18 protein-coding genes are annotated in these 20209 nt (G+C 72.3%); 7 read left to right on the top strand and 11 right to left on the bottom strand.

Translation table 11 applies throughout. The annotated features are described in order from the left end of the window. Positions 1 to 258 precede the first annotated feature (258 nt). Together AC07F0_RS35290 and AC07F0_RS35295 are read left to right on the top strand one after the other, a co-directional pair. Positions 259 to 1098 carry a peptidoglycan-binding protein gene (locus AC07F0_RS35290; protein ID WP_478984003.1) on the top strand — a complete coding sequence of 280 codons (840 nt, stop codon included), beginning with the start codon at positions 259 to 261 and terminating at the stop codon, positions 1096 to 1098. Continuing rightward, positions 1095 to 1934: a helix-turn-helix domain-containing protein gene (locus AC07F0_RS35295; protein WP_478984004.1), complete on the top strand. Its 840-nt coding sequence runs from the start codon at positions 1095 to 1097 to the stop codon at positions 1932 to 1934. Before AC07F0_RS35290 ends, AC07F0_RS35295 begins: the two co-directional genes overlap by 4 nt. Positions 1935 to 1946: 12 nt before the next feature. Here the strand turns inward: AC07F0_RS35295 and AC07F0_RS35300 are convergent, their stop codons facing one another. The 5 genes from AC07F0_RS35300 to AC07F0_RS35320 form a co-directional block, all read right to left on the bottom strand. After that, positions 1947 to 2447 (bottom strand): DinB family protein, encoded by a 501-nt coding sequence (locus tag AC07F0_RS35300; RefSeq protein WP_478984005.1) that lies wholly within the window; start codon positions 2445 to 2447, stop codon positions 1947 to 1949. A gap of 39 nt (positions 2448 to 2486) precedes the next feature. Then, positions 2487 to 3320, bottom strand: a complete 834-nt coding sequence (locus tag AC07F0_RS35305) for an arylamine N-acetyltransferase family protein (protein WP_478984006.1) — start codon at positions 3318 to 3320, stop codon at positions 2487 to 2489. A 114-nt stretch (positions 3321 to 3434) separates the two neighbouring features. Continuing rightward, a complete protein-coding gene (locus AC07F0_RS35310; RefSeq protein ID WP_478984007.1) occupies positions 3435 to 4664 on the bottom strand; it encodes an aminotransferase-like domain-containing protein in 1230 nt (409 codons plus the stop codon). Between the two features lie 129 nt (positions 4665 to 4793). Then, positions 4794 to 5696, bottom strand: coding sequence for an SAM-dependent methyltransferase (locus AC07F0_RS35315; protein WP_478984008.1), 903 nt, complete (start codon positions 5694 to 5696; stop codon positions 4794 to 4796). Between the two features lie 105 nt (positions 5697 to 5801). Next, entirely contained in the window at positions 5802 to 7166 is a 1365-nt protein-coding gene (locus tag AC07F0_RS35320) for a helix-turn-helix domain-containing protein (protein WP_478984009.1), read from the bottom strand. Between the two features lie 234 nt (positions 7167 to 7400). Here AC07F0_RS35320 and AC07F0_RS35325 point away from each other — a divergent pair, with 234 nt between their 5' ends. Continuing rightward, on the top strand, positions 7401 to 8096 hold the full coding sequence (locus tag AC07F0_RS35325) for a DUF4232 domain-containing protein (protein ID WP_478984010.1): 696 nt from the start codon (positions 7401 to 7403) through the stop codon (positions 8094 to 8096). A 23-nt stretch (positions 8097 to 8119) separates the two neighbouring features. Here the strand turns inward: AC07F0_RS35325 and hemB are convergent, their stop codons facing one another. Next, on the bottom strand, positions 8120 to 9118 hold the full coding sequence (gene hemB / locus AC07F0_RS35330; RefSeq protein ID WP_478984011.1) for a porphobilinogen synthase: 999 nt from the start codon (positions 9116 to 9118) through the stop codon (positions 8120 to 8122). 210 nt (positions 9119 to 9328) lie between these two features. Between hemB and AC07F0_RS35335 the strand changes: the two genes are divergently transcribed. Next, entirely contained in the window at positions 9329 to 10717 is a 1389-nt protein-coding gene (locus AC07F0_RS35335) for an FAD-binding oxidoreductase (protein ID WP_478984012.1), read from the top strand. 24 nt (positions 10718 to 10741) lie between these two features. Here the strand turns inward: AC07F0_RS35335 and AC07F0_RS35340 are convergent, their stop codons facing one another. From AC07F0_RS35340 to AC07F0_RS35360, 5 genes are all read right to left on the bottom strand, one after another. Beyond that, positions 10742 to 12448, bottom strand: a complete 1707-nt coding sequence (locus tag AC07F0_RS35340) for a bifunctional uroporphyrinogen-III C-methyltransferase/uroporphyrinogen-III synthase (RefSeq protein WP_436730728.1) — start codon at positions 12446 to 12448, stop codon at positions 10742 to 10744. Further along, positions 12445 to 13440, bottom strand: a complete 996-nt coding sequence (gene hemC, locus AC07F0_RS35345; protein WP_478984013.1) for a hydroxymethylbilane synthase — start codon at positions 13438 to 13440, stop codon at positions 12445 to 12447. The genes AC07F0_RS35340 and hemC overlap by 4 nt, the downstream gene beginning before the upstream one ends. Then, positions 13437 to 15191: a glutamyl-tRNA reductase gene (locus tag AC07F0_RS35350; RefSeq protein WP_478984014.1), complete on the bottom strand. Its 1755-nt coding sequence runs from the start codon at positions 15189 to 15191 to the stop codon at positions 13437 to 13439. Before AC07F0_RS35350 ends, hemC begins: the two co-directional genes overlap by 4 nt. Then, positions 15188 to 15952 carry a redox-sensing transcriptional repressor Rex gene (locus AC07F0_RS35355; protein ID WP_478984015.1) on the bottom strand — a complete coding sequence of 255 codons (765 nt, stop codon included), beginning with the start codon at positions 15950 to 15952 and terminating at the stop codon, positions 15188 to 15190. Before AC07F0_RS35355 ends, AC07F0_RS35350 begins: the two co-directional genes overlap by 4 nt. Before the next feature lie 313 nt (positions 15953 to 16265). Further along, the gene (locus tag AC07F0_RS35360) at positions 16266 to 16544 is read right to left on the bottom strand and encodes a glutaredoxin family protein (RefSeq protein WP_086603661.1); all 279 of its coding nucleotides are present in this window, start codon (positions 16542 to 16544) and stop codon (positions 16266 to 16268) included. A 127-nt stretch (positions 16545 to 16671) separates the two neighbouring features. Here AC07F0_RS35360 and AC07F0_RS35365 point away from each other — a divergent pair, with 127 nt between their 5' ends. The 3 genes from AC07F0_RS35365 (at position 16672) to AC07F0_RS35375 (ending at position 20204) form a co-directional block, all read left to right on the top strand. Then, positions 16672 to 17589: an HAD family hydrolase gene (locus tag AC07F0_RS35365; protein WP_082320012.1), complete on the top strand. Its 918-nt coding sequence runs from the start codon at positions 16672 to 16674 to the stop codon at positions 17587 to 17589. A 364-nt stretch (positions 17590 to 17953) separates the two neighbouring features. Then, positions 17954 to 18724: an ECF subfamily RNA polymerase sigma factor, BldN family gene (locus tag AC07F0_RS35370; protein WP_037671603.1), complete on the top strand. Its 771-nt coding sequence runs from the start codon at positions 17954 to 17956 to the stop codon at positions 18722 to 18724. 235 nt (positions 18725 to 18959) lie between these two features. Beyond that, positions 18960 to 20204, top strand: a complete 1245-nt coding sequence (locus AC07F0_RS35375) for a DUF5667 domain-containing protein (protein WP_478984016.1) — start codon at positions 18960 to 18962, stop codon at positions 20202 to 20204. The last annotated feature ends 5 nt before the right edge of the window (positions 20205 to 20209 follow it).

Genomic DNA, 20209 nt, shown 5'->3' on the forward strand with positions numbered 1-20209 from the left:
GAGACTGCGGCCCGGGGACCCGGAGCCGCCACAGTCGCCGCGGAAGTGACGTCCTGACGGGACGTCCCACGCCCTGACCTGCGGCGACACCGTCCGCCGGGACGACGTGGCGGGACGGTCGCCGCGGGGTGTGGCCGAATCGGTAGGGGGCGGCGGGGAGAGCGGGAACCGATGTATGGGGCACCGCGTGGATGCTGATGCAGAATGCGGCGGTGACGGGACCACTGACCACGGTCCACGAACGCGAGTGGGGGGAACATGTCGCGTTGGAAAGGGCTGCCCGAAGAACTCGACCCGTGCGTACGGCAGTTGGTGGTGCGATTACGCCGGGTGAAGGATCACAGCGGACTGAGCCTGCGCCAGCTCGCGGCCAAGACGGGGTACAGCACGTCGTCCTGGGAGCGCTACCTGGCCGGCAGGTCGCTCCCGCCCAGGGAGGCCGTCGAGGCGATGGCCCGGCTCGGCGGCGACGACCCGACCCGCCTCCTCGCCCTGCATGAGGTCGCCACCGAGGCGTGGGGCAAGGGGACGGACCCGGCAGAGCGGGGGGACGAGGCCGACCGGGCGGGCCTGGCCGGCAGACAGGGCGAGACAGCCGGAACCGAGCCGGGAACCGAGCCCGGAACAGAACCCGCAGCCGGCGCACCCGGCCCCCACGGCCGGGCGCTGCGCATCACGCTCACCGCCGGATCGGTGGCCCTGGTGCTGGCCGTGGTCGCCTCGGTCCTGCTGGCCGTACGGCTCACGGACGGCGAGGACAGAGCGGCGACGGCCGGCCTCACCGCCTCCGCCACGACGGCACCGGGGTCGCCCGAGGAGTCGGACCGGCCCCGGTACACCTGCCGGGCGGAGCGGATCGAGGGCCGCTGGTACGCGGGCAACAGCCGCACCATGAAGGCCGTCCTGGCCGAGGGCCACGCCGGACCGGAGGTGGCCGAGGCACAGTGCCTGCTGCGCGAGGCGGGCCTCTCGCCGGGCGCCGTGGACGGCATCTTCGGCCCGCACACGAAAGGCGCGGTCAGGGACCTGCAGAAGCGGGCGCACCTGGTCGTGGACGGCATCATCGGCCCGCACACCTGGAAGGCCCTGCGGGAATGACGCGGACACCGCCCGGCCCGCTGCCTCCCGAACGCGCCCGGCTCGCCTCCGCGCTGCGGGAGCTGAGGACGGGCACGGGCCTGAGCCTGGCGGCCCTCGCGGCGAAGACCACCTTCAGCAAGTCCTCCTGGGAGCGCTACCTCAACGGCAGGACGCTCCCGCCGCGCGAGGCGGTCCAGGAACTGTGCCGCCTCGCGGGGGAACCGGAGGGCCGGTGTCTGGCGCTGTGGGAACTGGCGGAGTCGGAGTGGAGCGGCCGGGCGGCACCGACGACACCCACGGCGACGGCACCCACGGACCCGCCCGCGCCCCCGGAGGCGGACGCCCGAAGGCCTGCCCCCGGCGGCAGGGGCGTACTCCTGGCCATCCTCGCGTCGGTGTGCGCGACAGCGGCCGGCGGCCTGTCCGTGGCCCTGGTCCTCCTCGCGGGCCAGTCCGGCGACACCCGGCCGTCCCCGCCGCCCCCGTCCGCCCCGGCACCCCGCTGCAGTGGAGCCACCTGCGAGGGCAAGAGCCCGATGCGGATGAGATGCGGCGACGCCCCGCTCACCCTCGCCTCGCACCGCACGTCCACCGGAGCCCAGCTCGAACTGCGCTACAGCGACAAGTGCGAGGCCGGCTGGGCCCGGATGTGGAGCACGCGGATCGGCGACCGGCTGGAGCTGAACAGGACCGACGCAGGCCGCCGTCCGCACGCCGCCGAGATCACGGACGGCATGGCCGCCCAGTCCTACGTCTACACGCCCATGACCGAAGCCCGCCCCGGCACGACCGTGCGGGCCTGCTTCCGCCCGGTGACGGGAGGCAGCCGCGAGTGCTTCGACGCCCGCGTCTGACGGGCCGCCCGTTCAGCGCTGGGCGGTGGTGCTGGCGCCGTCGAGCGTCTCCCGGACGATGTCCGCGTGCCCGGCGTGCTGGGCCGTCTCCCTGATCAGGTGCAGCAGGATCCGGCGCGCCGACCAGTGCTGGGGCTCCGGCGGCGACCACGGAGTCGTCGGCAGCAGCACCCTGTGCCCCAGGTCCGGCAGTCCGGCCACGGCCTCGTCGGTCGCCCGGGCAGCCGCCTCGTACCGCTCCACCAGCCCGGCGATCGTGTCGCCCTCGGCCATCCGGTACTGCCCCAGGTCCAGCATGCCGTCGGGCAGTTCACCGTCCCCCTCGACCATGATCCGCGTCCACGCCTCCTCGCCCTGGGCGAGATGCTTCACGATCCCGCCCAGGGTCAGCTCACTGACGGTCGTACGCTGCGCGGCCTGCGCGTCGGTGAGTCCGCGCACGGTGATCAGCAGCAACTCCCGCTGCTCCGCGAGTGCCTGCGACAGGTCCGTCTTCTCCGGGGAAGTGGTCATGGGAGAACCGTAGAGAGAGATTAGGCCAGCCCCTGTCCTCTAAGGCAGCGTCATCCCCTCCGGCGCTGTGATGCCGAACTCCTCCTCCAGGAGCCGCCGTACCTCCGCCTCACCGGTCACCTCCCGCTCGGTGACCGTCCCGTCGCAGCCGGTCCGCGTGAGGAGCCGGCCGTCGAGCAGGAGGTGTCGGGTCGCGCTGAGGTGCTGCACGTAGAGGCGCTGGCTGAACGGCGAGCGCGGGTTGGTCGCGATGTGCCAGTTGATGACGTCGTAGTCGGGCTTCTCGAAGGGCTCCAGGGTGAAGGCGTACTGGCTGCTCCAGTCGCCCTTCCCCGGGTCGTGGGCCTGAAGCAGCCACATCTCCAGTGGTCCGTCGTGCGGCATGTGCACCAGGCGGTGCCGCCGCCCGGCCCCGGCGAACTCCACGTCCGCGACCAGGGGCACCGGCTCCAGCAGTGCGCCGATCGCCCCGAAGCCGACGTCCGCGAGGTACGGCCGCGGTTCGCCGGGGACCTCGGCCAGCAACGCCATGTGGGTGCGTGGCCGGCTCGCGATGCTGTCGGCGCCGACGCCGACGACCACCCGCGCGGCCAGCAGGGTCACGCGGAAGCCCAGTACCTCCAAGGCGCAGGCGAACAAGGTGTTGTGCTCGTAGCAGTAGCCGCCGCGCCGACTGTGGACCAGCTTGGCCATCAGGTCGGCCGGATCGAGGGAGGGGGCCCTGCCGCGCAGCGCGTCGAGGTTCTCGAACGGAATGGCCCGCATGTGCGCCAGATGCACTCCGCGCAGGGTGGCGGCGTCGGCCCGCCGCTCCCTCTCCCATCCGATCCGCCGGAGATACACGTCAAGGTCGAACGGTATGGACTCGGGCATGACGTCACCGTAATCACACCCGACCCGCCCCGTCGGCGGCCCACAGCCCGAACTGCCGCTCCGCCGTTGGTCCTAGGTCGCGTCGCGGGGCAGGCGGGACTTTGCGGACACGGCCTAGGCCGGAGCCCCCGTCGTGCCGGCCCGCAGCCCCTTGCCCAGCCTCCGCAGCCCTTCCTGGATCTCCTCCGGCGTCTGCGTCACGAAGCACAGCCGCAGGGCCGTGCGATCGGGCGTGCCGGCGTAGAAGGGAGCGCCGGGGACGTAGGCCACGTCGTGCCGCACGACCTGTGGCAGCAGGGCCGTCGTGTCGTACGGCTCCGGCAGGCGCGCCCAGAGGAACATGCCGCCCTCGGGCCGGTTCCAGACCGACCCCTCGGGCAGCGCACCGGGCAGCGCCGCGAGCATGGCGTCCCGGCGTTCGCGGTACACGCCGGCGACACGCGTGACGTGGGCGTCCAGGTCGTGGTCGGCGAGGTACCGGGCCGCGGCGAGCTGGTTGACGGTCGGCGTGTGCAGGTCGGCGGCCTGCTTGGCGACGGCACAGGCGCGCCGCAGCTCGCCGGGCGCGCGCAGCCAGCCCAGCCGCAGACCGGGCGCCATCACCTTGGAGAAGCTGCCGAGCAGGACCGTACGGTCCTCGGCGCCCGGGTGGGAGGCGATCCACGGCACGCGCTCACCGTCGTAGCGCAACTCCCCGTAGGGGTCGTCCTCGACGATCCACAGCCCGCGCCGGGCGGCGACCGCGGCCACGGCGGCGCGCCGCTCGGCGGGCAGCGTGCGGCCGGTGGGGTTCTGGAAGGTGGGCACGGTGTAGAGCAGCTTGGGCCGCTCGCGCACCACGAGTTCCTCCAGCGCCTCGGGATCGACGCCCCGCTCGTCGCCGGGCACGGGCACGACCCGCGCTCCGGCGAAGCCGAACGCCTGCAGGGCCGCCAGATAGCAGGGGTTCTCGACGAGGACGGTGTCGCCGGGTTCGAGCAGCGCGGTGGCGAGGAGCGAGAGGGCCTGCTGGGAGCCGGTGGTGACGAGCAGGTCGTCGGCAGCGGTGGGCAGTCCGCGTGCCGTGGTGCGCTCGGCGAGCGCGGCCCGCAGCGTGGGCTCGCCCTCGGTCGTGGAGTACTGCAACGCCCGCGCGGGTTCCTCGGCGAGCACGGCCCGGTACGTGGCCGCGATGCCCTCCGCGTCGAACAGCTCCGGCGCCGGCAGCCCGCCCGCGAAGTTGATCACCTCGGGGCGGGCGGTAACGGCGAGGATGTCCCGCACGGGAGAGCCGCCGACCGACCGCGCCCGCGCGGCGAGCGGCGGCACGGGAGAGTGAGCGGGCGCGGGCTCGATGACGGTCATGGCAGGGCTCCTTCGACTGCGGGGACGGCTTGTGCGCCGCAGCCTAGGGAAGTGCGTGCCGCCTACAAGCACCTTTCCGCGATCCGGACGCCGGAGGGGGACGGTCCGGTAAGACGCGGGAGTCGCGGCTCAGCCCTTGGCACCCAGCCCCGCGTACACGTTGATGTCCGCGTCCGTGACGTCGTTGATGTCGCGGTAGCGGACCTTCTCGATGTCGTCGAGACCGGCGAGGTACGACTCCTCCGGCTGCTCGGGGACGGGAGCCGCGCCATCGGGCCGCCAGCGGTGCGCCGGAACGACCCCCGGGTCGGCGATCTCCAGGGCGTTGTCCGTGAAGAACCGCTCCACCTCCGCCCGGGAGCGCAGCACGAAGGTGAACCCCCGCTCGGTGTACGTCCGCTGGACCGCGCGGATGTTCTCGGGGTTGAGGTCCTCGGTGAGGTGACTGAGCACCAGCCGGCTGCCGACGGGCAGCGCGTCCAGCAGCTCGCGCACCAGCGGATACGCCTCCTCGTCCGCGACGAAGTGCAGGATGGCGACCAGGCAGAGCACGACCGGCCGGTCGAAGTCCAGGGTCTTGGCGGCCTGTTCCAGGATGCGGCCCGGATCCCGCAGATCGGCGTCGATGTAGTCCGTACGCCCCTCGGGCCCGCTCGTCAGCAGGGCCCGCGCGTGCGCGAGCACGACCGGGTCGTTGTCGACGTACACGACCCGTGCGTCGGGCGCGATGCGCTGCGCGATCTGGTGCACGTTCTCGGCGGTCGGCAGTCCCGTGCCGATGTCGAGGAACTGCCGGATGCCGTCCTGCTCCACCAGTGTGGTGACCGCACGGCGCAGGAAGTCGCGGTTGTGCCGTACGTCGAGGTACCCGCGCGGGTTGGCGGCGAGCGCGGCGGCGGCCGCGTCCCGGTCGGCCGGGTAGTGGTCCTTGCCGCCGAGGAAGACGTCGTAGACCCGGGCCGGGTGCGCCTTGCTGCTGTCGATCCTCCTCTGCAGCTCGGCGGGATCCTGACTGAGGGCGTCACCGGTCATGGACGTCTCCCTGGGAAGAGTAGGTGGTTCAATCAGCAACCACTCCGACGGTCAACAACCTAACGGTTCAGGCGATTTGATGGTGCCCGTGCGCGTTCCACCGAGTCAGTCGGTGGTCCCGGCCGGGACCCACTTGTCGCCGCCCAGCGGGAACTCGTACGCCGGACGCCCGTTGTTCCCGCTCGTGCGGAAGGGCCGGCCCCGGTCGTCCACCGTCAGCGTGCCGCTCCGGCCGCCGCTGGACCATCTCAGCTCCAGGTACCAGCTGACGTCGTACGCGGAGGCGTCGGCCCGGATGTAGTAGACCTCCGGGTCGGACTCGCTCACCTTGAAGGGGAAGTCGTCGTGCCCGGCCTCCGGGACGACGGCGGGACGCGCGGCGTCGAGAGCGACCGTGAAGGTACGGGTCGGCACCTTGCCGCCGCAGCCGACGCCCGGATAGCCCATGGCGTAGTCGTTCCACGCGAGCGGCGCACGCTTGCCCGCCATCCGGACCGTCAGCCCGTCGACGACCACCGTCTCCTTCCCCGTGCCCTGCACGGTGACCTTCACATACTGCTCCCCCGACGGCACGGCACTCATCGCCCCCACCCAGGCGGGCGCGTCCTGCTCCGGCGGCGGCGGCCCCACGCGCCCCGGCGGCCGGTTCACCAGGTAGCGCTGGGAGCAGGGGCCCTCCCAGGCGTGCGGCTGGGTGCGCACGGCGAGGGGGGCGGGGCCCGCGGGGGCGGTGGCGTCCCGGCCCGGACGGTCCGCCCCGGCACCGCTGCCGCTACCGGTGGCGGAGACTGCGGCGGAGGGGGCGGGCGTCGCGGAGGCGGCCTCCTTTCCGCCGCCCTTCTTCCCGCCGCTGCCGGAGGAGGAACTGCCCGAGGGCGACACCGATGCGGCCGGGCCGCCGTCCGACTGCTGCCGGGGCCCGTCGGCGACCGCCGCCGAGCCACGACGCCCGTCGTCGTCCACCCCGTCGGAGGGGAGGGCCACGGCGAGCCCGACCCCGCCCAGGACGACGGCGACGGCAGCGGCGAGCAGGGCGGGACGGGGACGGCGTGGACGACGCGGCCGGCGGTCCACCGGCCCCCCTGACACGGCGTCGCCCGGCTCCTGGGAACCACCTCCGGCCCGCTCCTCGGCGACGCGTTCGCCCGGCTCCTCCGCAACGCTCTCGCCCGGCTCCTCGACAACGCGCCCGGCCGGAGGGGCGCCAGTCCCTTTACGCCCTCGGCCGGCATCCGCCAGCACCCACCGCCGATGCAGCTCGACGAGCTCCTCCGGCGACGCCTTGCACAGCCGGGCGAGCCTCTCCACAGGCGCGTAGTCCGTGGGTACGGCATCCCCGTTGCAGTACCGGTGCAGCGTCGACGTACTCATGTGGAGCCGCTTGGCGAGCACCCCGTAGCTCAGCCCGGACCGCTCCTTCAACTCCCCCAGTAACGCGGCGAAATCCGCCGCGGCCGTGCCTTCCGACACCGTTCCTCCATCCCCCATGTCCCGTTCCCCCGTTCCCCCGTTCCAGGGGAGGGTCGATTCCCCTGGTCAAGGCCGGTGCGGGCGTTCCAGCGTCCCTGATCGTCCGCCAGCTGTGGCGACCGGGACGGATCGCCGCACAAGCTCTGGTCATCCAAGCACGCCGCTCCCGGCCGACCGGTAGAGCGGCTCGCTCAGGACTTCTTGCCGACGACGTTTGTCCGAAAGGGAACCACCATGCGCAAGTACCACGCTCTCCCCGCCGCCCTCCTCGCCGCCCTCGCCCTCACGGCGTGCCAGGACGGCACGGGCACGCAGGACGAGGGCGCAGCAAAGCCGCAGCTGACGGCGACGGCGACCACGACCACCGCGCCCACGAAGGGGGCCGCCGACAAGGCGAGCGCCACGGCGGGCAACACGGCCGCCGGCAAGGCGAGCACCACGACTGCCGGCAAGGGCACGAACGCGAAGGCCACGAAGCCCGGAACGGCCGCCGCCCCCGCCGCCCGCGTCTCCTGCAACGGCACCAACACCACCGTCACGGCCAAGCCGGTCCGCCGCCCCGTCAACCACATGCTGATCACGGTCAAGAACACCGGCTCGAGGACGTGCGACCTCACCTACTACCCGGTGCTGCGCTTCGACGAGATGCAGTGGGCCCCGCAGCCGATGGCGGAGTCCAAGCCGCAGGCGGTGACGACCCTGGCTCCCGGCGAGTCCGGCTACGCGGGCGTGCTGCTGTCGGCTGCCGACGGCAGCGGCGCGGGCGGCACCACCGGCCGCAAGCTCACGGTCGGCTTCCAGGGCCCCACGCCGAACAGCAGCGGCGGCCCCTCGGCGATCCCGCAGCTGCCCGCCGAGGGCGTGTACTACGACAGCTCGCTGAGCGTCACATACTGGCTGACGGACATGGAGCAGGCCCTGTCCTACTGATTCCTGCCCTACTCAGCCCTGTCCTACTGCTCCCTGAGCCGCTGGGCCACTTCGGTGGCCCAGTAGGTGAGGATGTTCCGGGCGCCCGCCCGCCGGATACCGGTCAGGGTCTCCATGATCGCGCGCTCCCGGTCGATCCAGCCCTTCTCGGCGGCGGCCTCGATCATCGAGTACTCGCCGGAGATCTGGTAGGCGGCGACCGGCACGTCCACGGCGTCGGCGACCCGGGCGAGGATGTCCAGGTAGGGACCGGCGGGCTTGACCATGACCATGTCGGCGCCCTCCTCGACATCGAGGGCGAGCTCACGCAGGGACTCACGCACGTTCGCCGGATCCTGCTGATAGGTCTTCCGGTCCCCCTGCAAGGACGACCCGACGGCCTCCCGGAACGGCCCGTAGAACGCGGAGGCGTACTTCGCGGTGTAGGCGAGGATGGCGACGTCCTCCCGCCCGATCTGGTCGAGGGCGTCACGGACGACGCCGATCTGCCCGTCCATCATCCCGCTGGGCCCGACCACATGGGCGCCGGCATCCGCCTGCACCTGGGCCATCTCGGCGTACCGCTCCAGGGTCGCGTCGTTGTCGACCCGCCCCTGGGCGTCCAGCACCCCGCAGTGCCCGTGATCGGTGGTCTCGTCGAGACACAGATCGGACATGACGAGCAGATCGTCACCGACCTCGGCCCGCACGTCCCGCAGGGCGACCTGGAGAATCCCGTCCGGATCGGTCCCCGCCGTCCCGAGGGCGTCCTTCTTCGACTCCTCCGGCACACCGAACAGCATGATCCCGGAGATCCCCGCCGCGACGGCCTCGGCGGCGGCCTTCTTCAGGGTGTCCCGGGTGTGCTGCACGACCCCCGGCATGGCCGCGATCGGCACCGGCTCGCTGACGCCCTCCCGCACGAAGGCCGGAAGGATGAGATCGGCAGGGTGCAACCGGGTCTCGGCGACCATCCGACGCATGACGGGAGTGCTCCGCAAACGCCGCGGCCGCGTACCGGGAAAAGATCCGTACGTCGTCATACCACCTACGCTACGCCCGCCCCCTAGCCCCCGATGCCGACGCGATGTCGGTGCGGTTCGGCGACTCGGCTGCGGGCAAACCGAAGCCCACCGCCCCCACATGCGCCCCGCAGCCCTCAGGTCCATCCTGAAAACACAAGACCACGGACCCCGACGGCCAGCTGTCACCCCGCTGCCGCCGTCCCTCCGTACGCCCCCACGGAGGACGCGATGACCGCCCGCCACGACACACCCGACCTCTTCGCCCTCTCGGAAATCCACGGCCCGGTCCTACGCCCCGGCGACCCCGCCTACGCCGACGAGGTCACCGGCTTCAACCTGGCCGCCCTCCACACCCCCGACGTGGTCATCGGAGCGACCTCCGCCGACGACATCGTCACCGCCATGCGCTGGGCGAAAGCCACCGACACCCCCGTCGCCGTCCAGGCCACCGGCCACGGCGCCAACTTCCCCATCGAGAAGGGCCTGTTGATCAGCACGGCCCGCATGACCGACGTACGGGTGGATCCCGCCACCCGCACGGCCACCATCGCCGCGGGCGCGAAGTGGAGCCACGTCATGGCCGCGGCCGCCCCGCACGGCCTCGCCGGCCTCAGCGGCACCTCCACGGACGCGGGCGTCATCGGCTACATCCTGGGCGGCGGACTCCCCGTCCTCGGCCGTGCCTACGGCTACGCCGCCGACCTGGTCCGCTCCTTCCAGGTCGTCACCCCGGACGGCCACCTGCGCGAAACGGACCCCCAGCACGAACCGGAACTGTTCTGGGCCCTGCGCGGCGGCAAGGGCAACGTAGGCGTCGTCACCTCGCTCGTCACCGAACTGCTCCCCCTCCCCCGCATCTACGGCGGCGGCATCTACTGCCGGGGTGAGCACGCCGAGACCCTGCTCCAGGCCTGGGCGGACTGGACCCGCACCGTCCCGGACCAGATGGGCAGCGCGTTCACCATCCTGCGCCTGCCGCCCATCCCTCAGATCCCGGAGCCACTGCGCGGCGGCTTCTGGGCCCGGGTCGCGATCGCCTGGCCGGGCCTCCCGGCCGAGGGCGAGGCACTGATCGCACCTCTGCGCGAAGCCGCCCCCGTGGCCGTCGACACGGTCGAGGTGATGGACCACGCGGCCCTGGACCGCATCCACATGGAACCCCAGGATCCGCTCCCCGCAAGGGAGTCGTGCCTGCTCCTGCGCGACCTGACCCCCGCCGCCATCAGTACGTTCCTGGAACAGGCCGGCCCCGCGGCCGGCGCCGACCTCCCCCTGCTGATGGCCGAGATACGCCACATGGGCGGCGCGATGTCCCGCCCGTCCGCCGTCGAGGACGCCGTCTGCGCCCGCGACGCCCTGTACTTCGTCGACTCGGTCGGCATCATGGCCGCGCCGCCCGCCGCCGAGGCCGTCGAACAGGCGACGCAGCGGCTGTACACGGCCATGGCCCCCTACGGCACGGGCCGCACCATGGTCAACATCCACGGCACCCCGGGTGACGAACAGGACCGCGCCCGCGCCTGGACCCCGGAGGTCTACGAACGCCTGCGCCACGACAAGGCCGTCTACGACCCGGCCAACCTGCTCCGCTACGGCCACGCGGTGACTCCCGCGTAGCCGCAGCGAACACAGGCGATCCGCTTACGTCGTCGACCGCCGCCGCCGAGCCCCCGGCCGCCGCTCGCTCGGCCGCGTCACCGGATCCCCGGCCTCCACGGCGGCGGCTCTGCGCTTCGCGCCGAAGTCGGCCAGTGCCTCCGCCAGCTTGTGCACGGACGGCTCCGGAGCCATGACGTCCACCCGGAGCCCGTGCTCCTCGGCCGTCTTGGCGGTGGCGGGGCCGATACAGGCGATCACGGTCACGTTGTGCGGCTTGCCGGCGATGCCTACCAGGTTCCGCACGGTCGACGACGACGTGAACAGCACGGCGTCGAACCCGCCGCCCTTGATCGCCTCACGCGTCTCCGCCGGCGGCGGCGAGGCCCGCACGGTCCGGTAGGCCGTGACGTCGTCGACCTCCCAGCCCAGCTCGATCAGCCCGGCGACCAGCGTCTCCGTGGCGATGTCGGCCCGCGGCAGGAACACCCGGTCGATCGGGTCGAAGACCGGGTCGTAGGGCGGCCAGTCCTCCAGCAGCCCGGCGGCCGACTGCTCGCCGCTCGGCACCAGGTCCGGCTTCACACCGAAGGCGATCAGCGCCTTGGCCGTCTGCTCGCCGACGGCCGCGACCTTGATGCCCGCGAAGGCACGCGCGTCGAGCCCGTACTCCTCGAACTTCTCCCGCACGGCCTTGACCGCGTTCACCGAGGTGAAGGCGATCCACTCGTAGCGGCCCGTGACCAGGCCCTTGACCGCGCGCTCCATCTGCTGGGGCGTGCGCGGCGGCTCGACGGCGATGGTCGGCACCTCGTGCGGCACGGCCCCGTACGACCGCAGTTGGTCGGAGAGCGACGCCGCCTGCTCCTTGGTGCGCGGCACGAGCACCTTCCAGCCGAACAGCGGCTTGGACTCGAACCACGCGAGCTGGTCGCGCTGGGCGGCGGCGGAACGCTCACCGACCACGGCTATCACGGGCCGGCCGCCCTCGGGCGAGGGCAGCACCTTGGCCTGCTTCAGCGTCTGCGCGATCGTGCCGAGCGTGGCGGTCCAGGTGCGCTGCCGGGTGGTCGTACCGGCGACGGTGACCGTCATCGGGGTGTCCGGCTTGCGGCCCGCGGAGACGAGTTCGCCGGCCGCCGCGGAGACGGAGTCCAGCGTCGTGGACACGACGACCGTGCCGTCCGACGCCCCGACCTCCGTCCAGCACCGGTCCGACGCCGTGCGCGCGTCGACGAACCGCACGTCCGCGCCCTGCGCGTCCCGCAGCGGCACACCGGCGTACGCGGGCACACCGACGGCGCTCGCGATACCGGGGACGACCTCGAAGGGCACCCCGGCGGCGGCACACGCCAGCATCTCCTCGGCGGCGTACGTGTCGAGTCCGGGGTCCCCGGACACCGCACGCACGACCCGCCTGCCGCCCCGCGCGGCCTCCATGACAAGATGTGCGGCATCCCGCACTGCGGGGGTGGCTGCGGCGGTTGACGTACCGTCAACAACCGTCAGCTGGGGCGTTCCTGTGCCCGGAGCCGGATCCTGGGAAGGATCCGAGTCCGTGTGCACTTCGGAGACGCCCTGCCTGGCGTGCTGACGTACGACGTCGAGCACCTCGTGCTCGGCGACGAGGACGTCCGCGTTGGCCAGCGCCTCGACGGCGCGCAGAGTCAGTAGTCCCGGATCTCCGGGTCCGGCACCCAGGAAGGTGACGTGCCCGTGTTCAGGACCGGCGGAAAGGGTGGTGGGGCTCAATGTGCTCGCTCCCCCATCAGACCGGCCGCGCCCTGGGCGAGCATCTCGGCCGCGAGTTCGCGACCGAGCGCCGTTGCCCGGTCGTGCGTCTCGGGCACGGGACCGGTGGTGGACAGCTGCACCATGCGCGTGCCGTCGGTGGTGCCGACGACGCCGCGCAGGCGCATTTCCTTGACAATCTGCCGGTCGGCCTGGGGGTCCCCCCGCTCGAGCGGAGCCGAGAGTGGGGGAAGGTCGGCCAGCGCGCCCACAGGGGCGCTGCAACCGGCCTCCAGGGCGGCGAGCAGTGACCGCTCGGCCGTGACGGCGATCCGCGTGAACGGGTCGTCGAGTTCGGCGAGCGCGGCGACGAGGTCCGCGTTGCCCGCGGCACACTCGATCGCCAGTGCCCCCTGGCCGGGGGCGGGCAAAACCGTGTCGACCGACAGGAAGTCGGTCACTTCGTCACCGCGGCCGATCCGGTTCAGTCCGGCGGCGGCCAGCACGACCGCGTCGAGCTCACCGGAGCGTACGTATCCGATCCGGGTGTCGACGTTGCCGCGGATCGGGACGGTCGCTATGTCCAGGCCGTGGCTGCGCGCGTACGCGTTGAGCTGGGCCATGCGGCGCGGCGAACCGGTACCGATGCGGGCTCCGCTCGGCAGATCGGTGAACTTCAGCGCGTCCCGGGCGACGATCACGTCCCGCGGGTCCTCCCGCGCGGGCACGGCCGCCACGACCAGCTCGTCGGGCTGCGTGGTCGGCAGGTCCTTCAGCGAGTGCACCGCGAAGTCGACCTCGCCCTTGAGCAGCGCGTCGCGCAGGGCGGTCACGAACACACCCGTGCCGCCGATCTGGGCGAGCTGCTCACGCGAGACATCGCCGTACGTGGTGATCTCGACGAGCTCCACGGGCCGCCCGGTCACCCGGCCCACGGCCTCGGCCACCTGCCCGGACTGGGCCATGGCGAGCCTGCTCCGCCGGGTACCGAGCCTCAGCGCGTTGTCGTTCATGCCGGCCCTCGGTCTTTCTCTGTGCTGTCCTCGGCCCGGGAGACGGCGGCTACCGCCTCGGGGTCGAGGTCGAACAGGGTCCGCAGCGCGTCCGCGTACCCGGCGCCGCCGGGCTCGGCCGCGAGTTGCTTGACCCGTACGGTCGGCGCGTGCAGCAGCTTGTCCACCACGCGCCGCACGGTCTGGGTGATCTCCGCGCGGTGCTTGTCGTCGAGGCCGGGAAGCCGTCCGTCCAGGCGGGCGATCTCGCTGGCCACGACATCGGCGGCCATGGTGCGCAGGGCGACCACGGTCGGCGTGATGTGCGCGGCCCGCAGTGCTGCCCCGAAGGCCGCGACCTCGTCGGAGACGATACGCCGGACCTGGTCCACATCGGCAGCCATCGGAGCGCCCGCGGAGGCCTCCGCCAGCGACTCGATGTCCACCAGCCGCACTCCGGTCAGCCGGTGTGCGGCCGCGTCTATGTCGCGCGGCATCGCCAGGTCGAGCAGGAAGAGCACGGGCTCGGGCCGCGGCGGCTCGTCGGCCGGTTCGGGCCTGCGCCGCTCGGGGATGCGGCCGACGGTGGCCACGGTCGCGGCGAGCGCGGCGATGGCGTCGGCGTCCGACGTGGGGTCGAGCGGGCCGGCCGTTCCCGGCCTGGCCGCGCGCTGGGCGCCGCCCGCCGTGCCGTTGTCCACCCACGCCGCGTGCTGCTCCAGGTCGGCGGCGGCCATACCGGCCACGGCCGCCTCGCCCAGCACGGAGAATCCGGCGGTGCCCTGCACCGCGGGCAGGTCCAGCGGACAGCCGTCCTCGCCGCCGAGTCCGGTGGCCGCCGGGTTGCCCCGCTCGGCGCCCGCGGCCGCCGTCCGGCCGGGCTCACCGTCCGGCGCGGGCGTTTCGTCGGCCACGGCCGTCGGCGCGGCCGTACGGCCCTCCACCGCGGCGGCGACCGACTCGGCCGTCAGGACCAGGCCCGTCGCACCGGTGCAGGAGACGGCGACATCGGCACGTGTCAGCTCGTACGGCACCGACTCCATCGGGACCGCGCGGGCCAGCACGTCCGTGTCGTCGCCCTCGGTGAGGATCTGAGCGAGGCGCTCGGCGCGGTCGAAGGTGCGGTTGGCGACGACGACCTCGGCGACCCCGGCCCGGGCGAGCGTCGCGGCGGCCAGGGAGGACATCGACCCGGCGCCGATGACCAGGGCCTTCTTGCCCCGGGCCCAGGTCTGCACCTCGCCGCCCGCGGCCAGCTGCTCCAGGCCGAAGGTGACCAGGGACTGGCCGGCGCGGTCGATGCCGGTCTCGGAGTGGGCGCGCTTGCCGACTCGCAGGGCCTGCTGGAACAGGTCGTTCAGCAGCCGGCCCGCGGAGTTCAGCTCCTGCGCGCGGGCCAGGGAGTCCTTGATCTGGCCGAGGATCTGTCCCTCGCCGACGACCATCGAGTCCAGCCCGCAGGCCACCGAGAACAGGTGGTGGACGGCCCGGTCCTCGTAGTGCACGTAGAGATAGGGAGTGAGCTCGTCGAGGCCCACCCCGCTGTGCTGGGCGAGCAGCGTGGACAGCTCGGCGACACCGGCGTGGAACTTGTCCACGTCGGCGTAGAGCTCGATGCGGTTGCAGGTGGCGAGCAGAGCGGCCTCGGCGGCCGGTTCGGCGGCGACCGTGTCCTGGAGCAGCTTGACCTGCGCGTCCGCGCCCAGCGAGGCCCGCTCCAGCACGCTGACCGGGGCGCTGCGGTGGCTGAGTCCGACGACGAGGAGGCTCATGCCGGCATCACGGCGGGCATGTCCCCGTCGGGTCCCTGGTCGGCGGAGTCGCTGCGCGCGGCGGCGGCCGGGCCACCGCCGTCGGAGGCGGCGGCCTCCTCGCCGGCCTTGCGCTGCTCGTGGAAGGCGAGGATCTGCAGCTCGATGGAGAGGTCGACCTTGCGCACGTCGACGCCGTCCGGGACGGACAGCACGGTCGGCGCGAAGTTCAGGATGGAGGTGACACCGGCGGCCACGAGCCGGTCGCAGACCTGCTGGGCGGCACCGGCGGGGGTGGCGATGACACCGATCGACACGCCGTTGTCCTGGATGATCTTCTCCAGGTCGTCCGAGTGCTGCACGGGGATGCCGGCGACGGGCTTGCCCGCCATGGCCGGGTCGGCGTCGATCAGCGCGGCGACCCGGAAGCCGCGGGAGGCGAACCCGCCGTAGTTGGCGAGGGCGGCGCCGAGGTTGCCGATACCGACGATCACGACGGGCCAGTCCTGGGTGAGGCCCAGCTCGCGGGAGATCTGGTAGACGAGATACTCGACGTCGTAGCCGACGCCCCGGGTCCCGTAGGAGCCGAGGTAGGAGAAGTCCTTGCGCAGCTTCGCGGAGTTGACCCCCGCCGCGGCCGCGAGCTCCTCGGAGGAGACCGTGGGCACCGAGCGCTCCGACAGTGCGGTCAGCGCGCGGAGGTACAGCGGAAGCCGGGCGACGGTGGCCTCGGGAATCCCTCGGCTGCGGGTCGCCGGTCGGTGAGTTCGGCCAGTTGCCACGGTGCTCCTGCGGGTAGAGCGGGGCTGTAGGCGGTCATACGTCCCTACATGACCGCCCCGTCGAAAGCAGGCTATGTCTTTGTGAACGCGTGCACAAAGATGGTGTCCGATTTGCCCGGCCAACGTGACCGGGGTCACGCGCCCCCGGCGCACTCGTGCGGAACCGGCGCATACGCGCCACCGTTCCTTTGCTTCTGGGGGCAAAACAGCACACTCTCCTCTGTGTATCCCGCCCCCGAGACCAGCCACCGACGATCCTAAGCGACCTGGCGGGCCCTTTGGACTGCTCGGTCAGTTCCGGGACCGGACGGGATCAGTCGGTCAGCGCCTTGCGCAGGCGGTCCTCGTTCACGCGCCAGAACGTGTGCTGCCTGCCGTCGACCAGCACAACGGGGATCTGCTCCCAGTACTGGTCGTGCAGTTCCCGGTCCTCGGTGATGTCCTTCTGCTCCCAGGGGACTCCCAGATCACCGCACACCTTCTCCACAACGACCTGTGCGTCATCACACAGATGACAGCCGGGCTTGCGGATCAGGGTGACGAGCCGGTCCCGAGGGGGCCTGCGACGAAAGAGGGGACTCATGTCGGCCATTGTCGCGCGCCCCGACGCGAGGGAACCCCGCCCCGAACGCCCTCTTTAACGACACGCTTGCCGAGAGTTCACAGGCTCCGAACCTCTCGGCTCCGGAACCCCCGAACAAACTGGCTATGCTCACGCCATGGCCGCTCTCGGATGGCTCACTCCCCGTAGGCGCTCCGCCACGGCGCGGAGCGTTTTGGCAGGCGAGGCCTCGGCGGAGGCTGCGCGCAAGTCCTCACAGGAGGCCGCCGGCACGACCGAGGAACCGCAGTTCCCGGTCCACGGCGACGATCGGGCCGCCGCCTTCTTCGACCTGGACAACACCGTCATGCAGGGCGCCGCCCTCTTCCACTTCGGACGGGGCCTGTACAAGCGGAAGTTCTTCGAGACACGTGAGCTCGCCCGGTTCGCCTGGCAGCAGGCCTGGTTCCGGCTGGCCGGGGTCGAGGACCCCGAACACATGCAGGAGGCCCGCGACTCGGCCCTGTCCATCGTCAAGGGCCACCGCGTCGCCGAGCTCCAGTCGATCGGCGAGGAGATCTACGACGAGTACATGGCCGAGCGCATCTGGCCCGGCACCCGCGCCCTGGCCCAGGCCCACCTGGACGCCGGCCAGAAGGTCTGGCTCGTCACGGCGGCCCCCGTAGAGATCGCCCAGGTCATCGCCCGCCGCCTGGGTCTGACCGGCGCCCTGGGCACGGTCGCCGAGTCGGTCGACGGCGTCTACACCGGCAAGCTCGTCGGCGAACCGCTGCACGGACCCGCGAAGGCCGAGGCGGTCCGCGCGCTGGCCGCGGCCGAGGGCCTGGACCTGAGCCGCTGCGCCGCCTACAGCGACTCGCACAACGACATCCCGATGCTCTCCCTGGTCGGCCACCCCTACGCCATCAACCCGGACTCCAAGCTGCGCAAGCACGCCCGTGACCTGGACTGGCGCCTGCGCGACTACCGCACCGGCCGCAAGGCGGCCAAGGTCGGCATCCCGGCCGCGGCCGGCGTGGGCGCGGTGGCCGGCGGCACGGCGGCGGCGATCGCCCTGCACCGCCGCCGCCGCTGACGACCGATCAGGCCGACGACCGATCAATCCGGGACACCTTCGTTTACGGGATGACAAGCCCCGTAAATCCAACTGGCGTACCCCCACAACCTCGTGTCCAGTCCTCTTGGCTGGACACGGCCACAACACGCCCTGGACTCAGCCCCAATCCGAGCCCTTCCGATCAACAACCGTTCAGGCTCTGGCACTTGATGCGGCCTCAATCGGTTACGGAAGCGACGTAACCGATGATTTGAGCAACTCGGTGTAGCAGGGCCTACACGAAGCGTTATTCTCCTCAGACGCAAACCGGTACCCCTCCGTCGCTACGACGGGTGAAAGGTCCCGCACTGCACGTGATGGAAGCTCTGCCTCTGGGAGTCCCGTGTACCCACACGTCGGGGTTGACGCCTCGGGCCTGGCTACGCTGCGCGCAACGGTCCTCGACCTGTTGCGCGGCTTCGTCCCCACCGCGTACGCCGGCCCCGCATTCGCCACCGCCGCGCCCGTAGGCCCGTGCTATGCACTGGCCGACGGCAGCGCCGCTGTCGGCAGACGAGGGCGCCCGTCCGGCGCGGCCACCGCCCGACGGCCGGCGGCGGACAGCGACAGCGCCCGCATGATGGACCTCGTGGAGCGCGCCCAGGCCGGCGAGGCCGACGCCTTCGGCCGTCTCTACGACCAATACAGCGACACCGTCTACCGATACATCTACTACCGGGTCGGAGGGAAGGCGACTGCCGAGGACCTCACCAGCGAGACCTTTCTGCGTGCCCTGCGCCGCATCGGCACGTTCACCTGGCAGGGCCGCGACTTCGGCGCCTGGCTGGTCACCATCGCCCGCAACCTCGTCGCGGACCACTTCAAGTCCAGCCGCTTCCGCCTCGAGGTCACCACCGGAGAGATGCTCGACGCCAACGAGGTCGAGCGCTCCCCCGAGGACTCCGTCCTGGAGTCCCTCTCCAACGCCGCCCTGCTCGACGCCGTGCGGCGGCTCAACCCCCAGCAGCAGGAGTGCGTGACACTCCGCTTCCTCCAGGGCCTCTCCGTAGCGGAGACCGCCCGTGTCATGGGCAAGAACGAGGGCGCCATCAAGACCCTCCAGTACCGGGCCGTCCGCACCCTCGCCCGGCTCCTCCCGGAAGACGCCCGCTGACCGGTCCGTACGCTCGGTGACAGTCAACTCACCTTCCGTGAAAGTCCGTTGGGTTCGGCATCCGATCATCCGGCGTCCGTAACCCAAGTGCCGCGCCACTCGTTGTGCGGGATGCAGGCTCCCTGTGGTCACCCCTGACCGGCTTCGATCACTCGATCGTGTGGTCGCGCTCAGGGTGTGTGACCCTCAGGACCCCCTGGGGAGTCGACCGTCATGACGAGAGGAGGTGCCGCCAGTGATCGCGAACGTATCGGCGCACCGGCGGGCGAACGCCTTCGCCCAGGCCCTTCAGGAGCAGTCCGAGCAGGGCACGGCGGCCGAGCAGACCGAAGGATCGGCACCGGCCCCGGCCGCTGTGGAGCCGACCGAACAGGCACGCCTGCTGGCGTTCGCCTCCGGTCTCGGCGCGCTGCCCAAACCGGAGCTCGACCCGGAGGTCAAGGTCGTCCAGCGGGCCCAGCTGGTGGCCGCGTTCGAGGCCATGCTCCAGGAGGGCACCGCGGGAGGCGGGGCGACGGACGGCGCGGTCCCCGAGCAGCGCTCCCCCCGGGCCCGTGGCGCCCACCGGGCGGGCCCGCTGAAGAAGTTCCGGCCCCGTTCCCGCCTCGCCAAGGGCCTCACCGCGGGCGGGCTCAGCGTGGGCGTGGCCGCGAGCGCCTTCGGCGGAGTCGCCGCCGCCAGCTCGGACGCCCTGCCCGGCGACTCGCTCTACGGGCTCAAGCGCGGCATCGAGGACGTCAAACTCGGCCTCGCCGACAGCGCCGACGAGCGCGGCCGGGTCTATCTCGACCACGCCTCCACCCGGCTCAGCGAAGCCCGCCGCCTGATGGAGCGGGGCCGCAGCGGCCCGCTGGACCACGAATCCCTGGGCGAGATCCGGCGCGCCCTGTCCGGCATGCGGCACGACGCGTCGGAAGGCCACCGGCTGCTGAGCGAGGCGTACGCGCACGACCCGGACTCCCTGGACCCCATCCAGGCCCTGTCCGCGTTCTCCCGCTCCCACCGCGATGCCTGGGGCGAACTGCGTGCGAAGCTTCCCGCCCAGCTCGGGGATGTCAGCGACCAGGTGTCGTCGGTATTCGACGCCATAGAGGAGGACGTCGCCCCGCTGCAGTCCCTGCTCCCCGAGCCCCCGTCCCGAAGCGGCGGCGAAGGCAACCGGCAGGGCGCCTCCGAGTCGGCCTCCAGCGGCTCCTCGGCCACCGACCGGTCGGCCCGGCCCAGTGACAGCGGCCGCGGACAGTCCGACAAGGGCAGCACCGGCAGCGGCAGCCCCAGCCACTCGGCCGGCAGCGACAGCGACGGCCTGCTCGGCGGCAACACGGGCGGCCTGCTCGACCCGCCGCAGCAGGACAGCGACGCGAGCGCCTCGCCCACGGCGGAGGACAACCCGCCCGTCCCCGAGCCGGACGTGACGCTCCCGCCGCTCCTGCCCGATCTCCTGCCCGGGCTGGGCATCGACGGCAAGGACGCCGACTAGCCGGC

This window comes from Streptomyces sp. NPDC045955 (genome assembly GCF_056430805.1).

Excerpts from the sequence above, each read along its gene's own strand:
- AC07F0_RS35335 (WP_478984012.1), top strand. The coding sequence starts at position 9,329 with ATGACCGCCCGCCACGACACACCCGACCTCTTCGCCCTCTCGGAAATC.
- AC07F0_RS35305 (WP_478984006.1), bottom strand. The coding sequence starts at position 3,320 with ATGCCCGAGTCCATACCGTTCGACCTTGACGTGTATCTCCGGCGGATC.
- AC07F0_RS35360 (WP_086603661.1), bottom strand. The coding sequence starts at position 16,544 with ATGGCCGACATGAGTCCCCTCTTTCGTCGCAGGCCCCCTCGGGACCGG.
- hemB (WP_478984011.1), bottom strand. The coding sequence starts at position 9,118 with ATGACGACGTACGGATCTTTTCCCGGTACGCGGCCGCGGCGTTTGCGG.
- AC07F0_RS35350 (WP_478984014.1), bottom strand. The coding sequence starts at position 15,191 with ATGAGCCTCCTCGTCGTCGGACTCAGCCACCGCAGCGCCCCGGTCAGC.
- AC07F0_RS35290 (WP_478984003.1), top strand. The coding sequence starts at position 259 with ATGTCGCGTTGGAAAGGGCTGCCCGAAGAACTCGACCCGTGCGTACGG.
- hemC (WP_478984013.1), bottom strand. The coding sequence starts at position 13,440 with ATGAACGACAACGCGCTGAGGCTCGGTACCCGGCGGAGCAGGCTCGCC.
- AC07F0_RS35310 (WP_478984007.1), bottom strand. The coding sequence starts at position 4,664 with ATGACCGTCATCGAGCCCGCGCCCGCTCACTCTCCCGTGCCGCCGCTC.
- AC07F0_RS35325 (WP_478984010.1), top strand. The coding sequence starts at position 7,401 with ATGCGCAAGTACCACGCTCTCCCCGCCGCCCTCCTCGCCGCCCTCGCC.
- AC07F0_RS35315 (WP_478984008.1), bottom strand. The coding sequence starts at position 5,696 with ATGACCGGTGACGCCCTCAGTCAGGATCCCGCCGAGCTGCAGAGGAGG.
- AC07F0_RS35365 (WP_082320012.1), top strand. The coding sequence starts at position 16,672 with ATGGCCGCTCTCGGATGGCTCACTCCCCGTAGGCGCTCCGCCACGGCG.
- AC07F0_RS35300 (WP_478984005.1), bottom strand. The coding sequence starts at position 2,447 with ATGACCACTTCCCCGGAGAAGACGGACCTGTCGCAGGCACTCGCGGAG.
- AC07F0_RS35295 (WP_478984004.1), top strand. The coding sequence starts at position 1,095 with ATGACGCGGACACCGCCCGGCCCGCTGCCTCCCGAACGCGCCCGGCTC.